At 42.8% G+C, this 10,116-nt stretch carries 9 protein-coding genes and 1 pseudogene; 7 read left to right on the forward strand and 3 right to left on the reverse strand.

What is annotated here, in order from left to right:
• Window positions 1-145 precede the first annotated feature (145 nt).
• The 3 genes and pseudogenes from RMX89_RS33955 (at window position 146) to RMX89_RS33965 (ending at window position 1,956) form a co-directional block, all read left to right on the forward strand.
• Window positions 146-1,588, forward strand: a complete 1,443-nt coding sequence (locus tag RMX89_RS33955) for an AAA-like domain-containing protein (protein ID WP_322692078.1) — start codon at window positions 146-148, stop codon at window positions 1,586-1,588.
• A pseudogene (locus RMX89_RS33960) lies at window positions 1,536-1,769 on the forward strand (WD40 repeat domain-containing protein); the annotation flags it as partial. The gene RMX89_RS33955 and the pseudogene RMX89_RS33960, both read left to right, overlap by 53 nt.
• 13 nt (window positions 1,770-1,782) lie before the next feature.
• Entirely contained in the window at window positions 1,783-1,956 is a 174-nt protein-coding gene (locus RMX89_RS33965; RefSeq protein ID WP_322692080.1) for a hypothetical protein, read from the forward strand.
• A 325-nt stretch (window positions 1,957-2,281) separates the two neighbouring features.
• Here RMX89_RS33965 and RMX89_RS33970 read toward each other — a convergent pair whose 3' ends face one another.
• Complete coding sequence (locus RMX89_RS33970; RefSeq protein ID WP_322692081.1) at window positions 2,282-3,052, reverse strand: Uma2 family endonuclease; 771 nt, start codon at window positions 3,050-3,052, stop codon at window positions 2,282-2,284.
• A gap of 63 nt (window positions 3,053-3,115) precedes the next feature.
• Window positions 3,116-3,862: a Uma2 family endonuclease gene (locus RMX89_RS33975; protein WP_322692082.1), complete on the reverse strand. Its 747-nt coding sequence runs from the start codon at window positions 3,860-3,862 to the stop codon at window positions 3,116-3,118.
• 181 nt (window positions 3,863-4,043) lie between these two features.
• Between RMX89_RS33975 and uvrA the strand changes: the two genes are divergently transcribed.
• Window positions 4,044-6,932, forward strand: a complete 2,889-nt coding sequence (uvrA, locus tag RMX89_RS33980; RefSeq protein ID WP_322692083.1) for an excinuclease ABC subunit UvrA — start codon at window positions 4,044-4,046, stop codon at window positions 6,930-6,932.
• 76 nt (window positions 6,933-7,008) lie between these two features.
• On the forward strand, window positions 7,009-7,410 hold the full coding sequence (locus RMX89_RS33985) for a DUF6883 domain-containing protein (RefSeq protein WP_322692084.1): 402 nt from the start codon (window positions 7,009-7,011) through the stop codon (window positions 7,408-7,410).
• On the opposite strand, the gene RMX89_RS33990 is transcribed toward RMX89_RS33985, so the two are convergent.
• Window positions 7,351-7,803 carry a cupin domain-containing protein gene (locus tag RMX89_RS33990; protein ID WP_322692085.1) on the reverse strand — a complete coding sequence of 151 codons (453 nt, stop codon included), beginning with the start codon at window positions 7,801-7,803 and terminating at the stop codon, window positions 7,351-7,353. The genes RMX89_RS33985 and RMX89_RS33990 overlap by 60 nt on opposite strands.
• Window positions 7,804-7,984: 181 nt before the next feature.
• Here RMX89_RS33990 and RMX89_RS33995 point away from each other — a divergent pair, with 181 nt between their 5' ends.
• Window positions 7,985-9,544 carry an ATP-binding protein gene (locus RMX89_RS33995; protein ID WP_322692086.1) on the forward strand — a complete coding sequence of 520 codons (1,560 nt, stop codon included), beginning with the start codon at window positions 7,985-7,987 and terminating at the stop codon, window positions 9,542-9,544.
• A 106-nt stretch (window positions 9,545-9,650) separates the two neighbouring features.
• The gene (locus RMX89_RS34000; protein ID WP_322682377.1) at window positions 9,651-10,025 is read left to right on the forward strand and encodes a response regulator; all 375 of its coding nucleotides are present in this window, start codon (window positions 9,651-9,653) and stop codon (window positions 10,023-10,025) included.
• Window positions 10,026-10,116 lie beyond the last annotated feature (91 nt).

Raw genomic sequence — 10,116 nt, forward strand, 5'->3', positions numbered from 1 at the left:
TCAAATACTCGTCAACGGAGATAAAAGGTGGATTCATCCAGTTCAAATACTCGTTAACGGTAATGCACTATCAGTAATTGTGTAGTTATCTGCTGTAGTAAACTACATCTAAGCCAGAAGCCTGCATTCAATAGTTGATAGCGCTGTGAAAAAAATCCTGATTGTGTCAGCTAATCCCACGACGACAGATAAACTTCGCTTGGACGAGGAAGTTAGGAAAATTCAGGAAGGGTTGCAACGCTCTCGCAGCCGAGATAAGTTTGAACTTATTACTAAATGGGCGGTGCGTCCTGACGATTTGCGGCGTGCGCTTTTAGATCATAATCCTCATATTATCCATTTTTCTGGGCATGGGGGTGGAAATCAAGGTTTAGCCTTAGAAAATAATACAGGGCAAATGCAGCTGGTGAGTACGGAGTCACTGGCAAGGCTATTTAAATTATTTAAAGACAAAATTGAGTGTGTATTATTAAATGCCTGCTATAGCCAGGTGCAAGCTGAGTCTATTTATCAACACATTAACTGTGTGGTTGGGATGAATCGGGCAATTGGCGATCGCGCTGCAATTAAATTTGCGGTAGGCTTTTATGATGCACTGGGTGCTGATAGGTCTTATGAAGATGCTTACGAGTTTGGCTGTAGCGCTATTGATTTAGAAAGTATTCCAGAGTCTTCGACTCCAGTGCTGAAAAGTCGGAACAATCCCCAAGGTACTATCTCTGCTAAAGAAATTATTCTAGATACCGAGATAAAACTAGCAGTCTCCTTAGAAAATCCAGAAGGGCAGGTAGCTTTAAACTCTGCGTTCTATGTGGAGCGATCGCCTATTGAGGTAGACTGTTATGAAGCGATTCTGCAACCAGGGGCCTTAATTCGCATCAAAGCTCCCCGACAGATGGGCAAAACTTCGCTGATGTCAAGGGTTCTCCATCATGCTAGTCAACATGGCTATCAGATAGCACCTGTAAATTTCCAGTCAGCCGATGCAGAATTTCTCGGTAATTTAGATCGGTTTTTGCAGTGGTTCTGCGCCAGCATTACCTACGAATTGAATCTACCAGAGAAGCTAGACGAGTATTGGAAGGGTGTTTTAGGTAGCAAGAATAAATGTACAAATTACTTTCAACGGTATTTATTACCCGCCATTAATAGCCCCATAGCTTTGGGTTTGGATGAAGTCGATGAAGTCTTCAAGCATCCCATAATTGCGGCTGATTTTTTTGGATTGCTACGAGCTTGGCATGAGCGGTCAAAGAATGAGACAGTTTGGAAAAATCTCCGGTTGGTAATTGTGCATTCTAAGGAAGTTTATATACCGCTCAATATTAATCAGTCGCCTTTTAATGTCGGCTTACCCATTGAGTTACTAGACTTAAATCAAACACAAATACAAGACTTGGTACAGCGTCACGGACTCAATTGGCCTGAATCACAAATTGAAGAATTAATGACACTCGTGGGTGGTCATCCTTATTTAGTGCGGGTAGCGCTTTATGAAATTGCCCGTGGTAGGATGACCCTGGAAAATCTGCAAAAAATTGTGGAATCGGGAGACGGGCAAAGAAATTACCACCCTGACTGGGCATAGCTATTGGGTCTTCAGCGTCGTCTTCAGCCCGGATGGCAAAACTTTAGCTTCCGCTAGTGGTGACAAGACGATCAAATTGTGGAATCTGAATCTTGATGATTTATTAGCACAGGGTTGCAGTTGGCTTAAGGGTTATTTAGCTAGCCATCCTGATGCGGCTAAGGTGTGTCCAAGGCAGTAGAGATGAGGGGAATGTGGTTCGACTTCGCTCACCAACCGAGGAAATGAGGGAGTTATGGCGAGTTAATATTCAAAAAGAGCGATCGCTTGGTAAATTAGAGATGCGTAGGCGAAGCCCATCGAAGATATCGCAGTTTAGAACTCGTGGTGTCCAGATCCCCGACTTCTCAAAGAAGTCGGGGATCTAATTTTTGTAGTGATTCTCAGCTTAAATGTAAAGTAAAAAGGCGATCGCTTGGTAAAAAAGAAATGCGATGTCTACGACGGGCTACGCCTACGCAGTTCTGAACTCGGTGTTTCAAGTTCCGAACACAAATGATTGAGCAAAAAGGTCGAAGTTCCGAGTTCCGAACACAAATAACCGAGCAAAAAGGTCGAAGTTCCGAGTTCCGAACACAAATAACCGAGCAAAAAGGTCGAAGTTCCGAGTTCCGAACACAAATAACCGAGCAAAAAGGCTGAAGTTCCGAGTTCCGAACACAAATGGCCGAGTAAAAAGGTCGAAGTTCCGAGTTAAACCTCCGGTTCTACTCCCAACGCTTTTAACTGAGCGGCTAATCTCTCTACACGCTGACTTTCTTGTTCTGCACGCTGGCGTTCTTGTTCTGCAAGCTGTTGAGCGGCGTTTTTCTCTTGCCGTTCTTTTGCTGCTAACTCCAAACCCCACAGTAATAGTTCGCCATTGTCATCCCACCAACGTAACCAATAACCTGTGCGGTTTTCTCGGCTTCCTTGCCATACACCTAAAAACAAGTTCATTTCGGCAATCCAGTGACGATTATTTGCATCTGGTGTTTGCAGTTCATAATGTCCTAAATTATCTCGCCGATAAACTTCTAAAACTCCGCCGTCTGGTTCAAAAATGGCATAGTTTGGCACTTGTAAAATCTGCTCATAATAAAACCATTTACCAGGGGGATAGGTCGGTTTACTCGAATACTCTCCACCTTCGGTATCTGAGAGAAATTCCATCACAATTACCGTAATATCACCTTGGAGTCGTGGCGTATAACTGCGCTTCACTTCTTCTCGTGAGACTCGAATAGATGGTACATATCCCCAATCTGGCGCTTTGACCACAAATCGATTATTCAAAGTGGCGCAGATACCGTAGTTAGTGATGGTTAAAGCATCGGCGGTTAATCTGCCAGCAAGTTCCAAGCTTTCTGTTAAAGCAGCAGCCAAGAGTGGCTGATTAATGTTATCCACTGGTTCGTTGTCTAAAACAAAATCATCAGGTAACTTTTCCCAGGTGACATTATGAGTGGCTGCATTGGCTAGCATAATCAGAATATTTCAAGTACAAATTCAATTTCTAATAGCGCGATTAAAAAATTGCACACGGCGTTACTCCTGAGCAAGCGATCGCACTTCTTCCATTGACAATCCCAAAGCTTGAGCAATCTGTTCGATGCTCAAATTCATTTGCAATAATCGGGGTGTGGCATCTCTTCTGGCTTGTTCTGCAAGTTCCGCCCGTTGGCGTTCTTGCTCGGCGTTGCGAGAAATTTCTGTATAATTTAAAAGCCGTTCTCCATCAGGGCGATATAGCTGCAAACCCTCTGGTGATGGAGCAAACCGAATTTTTAACCCAGGACTTACCCAATCTTCCATTTGGGGGATGACATCTAAACTGTCTTCACCACGCAACCAACCGCACAAATTATTGCGATCGGGATCGTAAATGTAATACTCTTCCACGCCATAGCGATCGCAGAAAAGTAATTTCTTGTCCATTTCAGTTTGGGTGTTGCTGGGAGAAAGAATTTCAAACACCACTTGCGGTGGAATTCCCTCCTCTTTCCATTGTTGGTAGCACAAGCGATGTCTACGACGGGCTACGCCTACGCCTTTTGGTCTACCCAATACCACCATCACATCTGGGGCGTTAACAATTTTGTTGCGTCCCTCTACCGGATACCAAAACAAATCTCCCGCAACAAATACATTTGGATCGTCGGCAAATAGCCACTCGATATTCTGCTTAATTTCCACAATCCAGCCAAACTGTATGGTATTAGTTGCTACTGGTTGTCCGTCACTATCTGGGTAGATAACCTCTGGCTGCGTCGGCGGTTGGATTTGCGATACCATAGCTTCGCCCTCAGAAGGATATTTAATCGGGATGCTTCCAAATTAGCAGACTCTTAAAGATGTCTGCGCCATGAATCTGGAACGATAACTAACTAAAACAGTACTATTGTTCTACAATAAACCGATTAAAGATAGTATTATTAAGGACTGTTTCATAAGAAACTCCTTCTTCGCCCCCAATATGTCAGACCAACAGCTAGCAGCATCCTTGAATGGACATCTTCCGTACCCCAGCCACAACAGCCAGAATACCATTCGGATTCGGGGTGCTAGGCAGCATAATCTGAAAAATATTGACTTGGAATTGCCACGCGATCGCCTAATCGTATTCACTGGCGTTTCTGGTTCTGGTAAGTCTTCCCTAGCTTTTGATACCATTTTCGCTGAAGGGCAACGTCGCTATGTGGAATCCCTCAGCGCCTACGCCCGGCAATTTTTAGGACAACTGGATAAGCCGGATGTGGAAGCCATTGAAGGTTTAAGTCCAGCAATTTCTATTGACCAAAAGTCAACATCTCATAACCCCCGTTCCACTGTCGGTACGGTGACGGAGATTTACGACTATTTGCGGCTGTTGTTTGGTCGCGCTGGCGAACCCCATTGTCCGATATGCGATCGCTGTATTGCCCCCCAAACAATCGATGAGATGTGCGATCGCATCATGGAATTACCAGATCGCACCCGCTTCCAAATTCTTGCACCCGTTGTCCGGGGGAAGAAAGGCACACACCGGAAGCTTTTGTCAAGTCTGGCTTCTCAAGGTTTTGTCCGCGTGCGGATCAATGGCGAGATCCGCGAACTGTCAGATTCCATTGAATTGGATAAAAATTTTACCCACACCATCGAAGTAGTAATTGACCGCTTGGTGAAAAAAGCTGATATTCAGGAGCGTTTGGTTGATTCTTTGTCTACGTGTCTCAAGCAATCGGGTGGTATTGCAGCCATTCTGGTGAGTCTGCTTGGTGAGGACGGACAAGAAAAAGAAGAAGAATTAGTATTTTCAGAAAACTTTGCTTGTCCAGAACATGGCGCGGTAATGGAGGAATTATCGCCGCGATTGTTCTCCTTTAACTCACCTTATGGTGCTTGTCCGCACTGTCACGGAATCGGGACTTTAAGAAGATTTGCGCCAGATTTGATCGTACCCGACTGGGAAGCGCCAGTTTACGCTGCGATCGCGCCTTGGTCAGAAAAAGATAATTCTTATTATTTGGAATTACTCTATAGTGTGGGGCAGATTTATGGATTTGAGTTACAGACAAATTGGGGCAAGCTGACAGAAGAACAGCAGCAAATTCTTCTGTATGGCGAGAAAGACGAACGAGCCGCAGAGGCACAGAGAAAGCAGAGTTTTAAAGGTGCTATTCCAATTTTGCAACGGCAATATGAGGGTGGTTCGGAATTAGTTAAGCAAAAATTAGAGCAGTATCTAATCGATCAACCGTGTGAAGTTTGTCTGGGAAAACGGTTAAAACCGGAAGCCTTGGCGGTGAAGTTGGGACAATATGGAATTTTAGAATTAACTGGAGTCTCGATTCGGGATTGTCGGGAGAGAATTGAGCAATTTAAGTTGAGCGATCGCCAGTTACAAATTGCTGATTTAGTCCTGAGAGAAATCAAAGCTAGATTGCAATTTTTGTTAGATGTAGGTTTAGATTACCTCACCCTTGATCGTCCCGCCATGACTCTTTCCGGTGGCGAAGCCCAACGAATTCGTCTAGCAACGCAAATTGGTTCTGGTTTAACAGGAGTTCTCTACGTTTTAGATGAACCGAGTATTGGTTTGCATCAACGAGATAATGGTAGATTGCTCAAAACCCTAACTAAATTGCGCGATTTAGGTAATACATTAATCGTCGTTGAACACGATGAAGAAACAATTCGTGCAGCCAACTACATAGTTGATATTGGGCCTGGTGCAGGAATTCACGGCGGAAATATTATCGCCCAAGGTGATTTTCAAGCGTTATTAGCAGCAGAAGATTCCTTGACGGGTGCATATTTATCAGGAAGGCGAGTAATTACCACACCAGCAGAACGACGAGAAGGAAATGGGCGCAGTTTGATCATCAAAAATGCCCATCGCAACAATTTAAGAAATATAGATGTAGAAATTCCATTAGGTAAACTTGTCTCCATCACAGGTGTGTCTGGTTCTGGCAAATCTACTCTAATTAACGAGTTACTGTATCCATCTCTGCAACACCATTTAACCAAGAAAGTTCCCTTACCCAGACATTTGGACAAAATTCAGGGATTGAATGCGATTGATAAAGCGATCGTTATCGATCAATCTCCCATTGGCCGGACACCACGTTCTAACCCTGCAACTTACACAGGAATTTTCGATGCTATCCGAGATGTATTTTCCCAAACAGTAGAAGCCAAAGCTAGAGGTTACAAACCCGGACAATTTTCTTTCAACGTTAAAGGTGGACGTTGCGAAGCTTGTAGCGGCCAGGGTGTGAATGTTATTGAGATGAACTTTCTCCCAGATGTTTACGTGCAATGCGAAATTTGTAAGGGTGCAAGGTATAACCGCGAAACTTTGCAGGTGAAGTATAAAGATAAGTCGATCTCTGATGTCCTGAGAATGACAGTTGAGGAGAGTTTAGACTTTTTCCAGAATATACCCAAAGCGATCGCGCGTTTGCAAACTTTATTTGATGTCGGGTTGGGTTATGTCCAACTAGGACAACCTGCGACTACCTTATCAGGTGGTGAAGCGCAACGGGTGAAATTGGCAACAGAACTATCTCGACGTGCCACAGGTAAGACACTTTATTTAATAGATGAACCGACAACAGGGTTATCTTTTTACGATGTTCACAAATTGTTAGATGTGTTGCAACGATTGGTAGATAAGGGGAATTCAATATTAGTAATTGAACACAACTTAGATGTAATTCGCTGTTCAGACTGGGTGATAGATTTGGGCCCAGAAGGTGGCGACAAAGGCGGAGAATTAATTGCTGTGGGTACACCAGAGGAAGTTGCAAAAAATCCCAGGTCTTATACTGGGCAATATTTACAGCAAGTTTTGAAGCAGTATCCGGCGGTGAAATCTTAGTCTTTTGCAATTAGGGTACATTGCATAAAGGTCATATCCAGGTCAAAAAAGCGGAGAAGGTTGTAGCAAAAGTATTATGAAACTTCCTAACCGTGAATGCGCTATCGTTGAAATAGATAAAATCGCGGGTTACTGTCTCAACCCCGAACATCCAGAAGGAAAACACAAAGCCGGTGTATTTAAATCTGCACTAGGCTTAAATTTAGATGATGCAGAAGAATTACAAGCGATCCTTTTACAAGCAGTAGCAAATTATGATGCTATCCCTGGTAAAAGCAATCCATACGGTCAAAAATATATCATTGATTTTCCCCTGAATCGTTCAGATAAACTTACAACGCGAACTCTGCGTGTTTATATATTGCCTATCCCAATGGGGGCACACATATGTGCGCCCAAATCCACCCAAAGCAAAATTTCATGCAATAAACTGCAATCCATATTTGCTCAAAACGGGCTGTACTTTTTCCATGTTTAGGGATGCACTATCTGCTACTTGACCCATTTCTTCATAAAACTTTTTCGCGCCCTTGGGTGAAATTAAAACCAAAAATTTCGCAGTAGCAGAACGAATTTTAAAGCCGTGTGCTGTATTGTGAGGAATGTTAACGAAAAAGCCTGGTGATGCCAAAATTGTTTCTGTACCAATTTGGATGTCTAGTTCACCTTCTAGAATATAAAACGCCTCTTCCCAAGGGTGAGTATGAAGTGATGGGCCATTTTCCTCTGTATCTGTAATTTCATAAATTGTCCACGCTTGATTAGTCTCTTCTCCGGTTACTTTTGTTGTGAACTGTGCACCAATAACTGAAAATTGATTTCCTTCTCCTGATGCAAGAATAGTTGGTTTCCGCATGGTTGCATTTTGCATTCAAGTTACTCCTTGTTGTGTAATTTAGTAAGTAATTTACAAATTTGATTTGATGTTTTTAACATTAGAAATTAATCGGGGAGAACTAGGGTAGATAAATGGGTAATTGCTATTTTTTTGTAACTGATTATTAAGATATTGAACTAAGGTTAAAATTTTTGGAAACAATTAGTAGCCTATTGTGGCTAAAGTCGATATTTCCATGCCTAAAGAGTCACTCAACTTCCCGAAAGCAGACATACTGGTGATTGATGACACGCCAGAAAACCTGAATCTCCTATCTGCCATGTTGACGGAACAGGGATATAAAGTTAGAAGTGTAACTAAAGGTTCTACGGGTTTACGGGGAGCAAATGCAGTTCCCCCCGATCTAATTTTGCTGGATGTGAATATGCCTGAGATGAATGGCTATGAAGTCTGCCAACACCTGAAGGCAAACGATCGCACCCGCGAAATTCCAGTAATTTTTATCAGCGCTTTGGGTGATGTGCTAGATAAGGTGAAAGCTTTTACAGCTGGCGGGGTGGACTACATTACTAAGCCTTTCCAACTAGAAGAGGTCTTAGCACGAATTGAAAATCATTTGACCATTTGGAAACTGCAACGACAACTCCAAGCCCAAAATGATCGGTTGCAGCAGGAAATTTCTGAACGCGCCAAAGCAGAAGAGAAGTTTGCTAAGGTTTTTCGCTCTAGTCCCAACCCAATTGCGATCGCTACAGTTTCGGAAGCTCGTTTTATTGATGTCAATCCCAGCTTCTTGAAGATGAGCGGCTATTGTTTAGAGGAAGTAATTGGAGATACTGCTACCGAACTTAATTTAGGTAAAAACACAGTCGCGATCGCTCAAACAATTCAACTTCTGCCGGAAACTGGTTCGCTGTACAATCTAGAATTTGAATTTTCTACAAAGTCTGGAGAACTCAAAACCATACTGATATCTCTCGAATTAATTGACTTAGGTGGAGTGCCATGTGCTTTATTAATTGCCAATGACATCACCGAACGTAAACGCCTAGAAAACGAATTTATCTCTTTAGTTAGTCATGAGTTGCGTACACCTTTAACTTCCACAATGGGAGCATTAGATTTATTGAGTTCAGGGCAACTGGGAACTCTAACCGAACAGGGACAAAAAGTCCTCAGCATTGCCACAACTAATACTGAACGCCTGATTCGTTTAGTGAACGATATTCTCGATTTAGAGCGGATGAAATCGGGCAAAATCTTTACACGGAAGGCGAAGTGCAACGCCGCAGACTTGCTAATTACGGCAACGGAAGCAATGCAAGCAATGGCAGATAAATTACAAGTTCGACTAATTATAAATCCCGTAGCAGCAGAACTTTGGGCAGATCCCGATCGCCTCCTGCAAACCCTCACCAATTTACTGAGCAACGCGATTAAGTTTTCTGAACCAGGTGACACTGTGTGGATAAGTGCCACTCTCTCAGAATCTAAAAGCGTTGAATCTGAAGAAAATCAGCCTTCATCACCCAACTTTCTTTTAATTACGATCCAAGATGAAGGGCGAGGAATTCCTGAAGATAAATTACAAATCATCTTCGAGCGTTTTCAGCAGGTAGATGCATCTGACTCCCGTAACAAAGGAGGAACAGGTTTAGGACTTGCTATTTGCCGAGATATCATACAGCAACATGATGGTAAAATCTGGGTTCAGAGCATTTTAGGCAAAAGTAGCACTTTTTATGTACTGTTACCTTTAGTAGACTCTCAATAGCAGCCTTTAATTACCCAAATCTCCCCTACTTCTACCCGATTGCATTCTAAAATAGCTGAAGACTAATCAAGCTAATCAGCATCACATATCATGCGAGAGTGACAATATGAGCAGAAATATCTTGATTGTTGATGATGAAGAAGATGTGCAGGCGATCGCAAAATTGGGATTAGAAATGGCTGCTGGTTGGAACGTGTTGACTGCTTGTACTGGTTGGGAAGCGTTGAATGTAGCAGCCAACTCTAAGCTTGATGTAATTTTACTAGATATGATGATGCCTGATATGGATGGGCGTGCCACTCTGCAACAACTCAAGGCTAACCCCGTCACTAAATCAATTCCCGTAATTTTACTAACTGCCAAAGTCCAGGAGTCCGCTCAAGAGGTGTTTACTGGCTTAAATGTAGCTGCTGTCTTTGCCAAGCCTTTCCGTCCCTTGAAACTAGCAGCGCAAATCAGTGAAGCATTAGGCTGGAACTGAATTTTTTTGAGTCGTTACAGCAAATTTTGCTCTCTTATATAATAGACATGTCCTTAAAACAAAAGTTATGGAAAAATGATACAGAAATAAA

Source organism: Nostoc sp. DedSLP04 (genome assembly GCF_034530775.1).
Taxonomy (GTDB): Bacteria; Cyanobacteriota; Cyanobacteriia; order Cyanobacteriales; family Nostocaceae; genus Nostoc.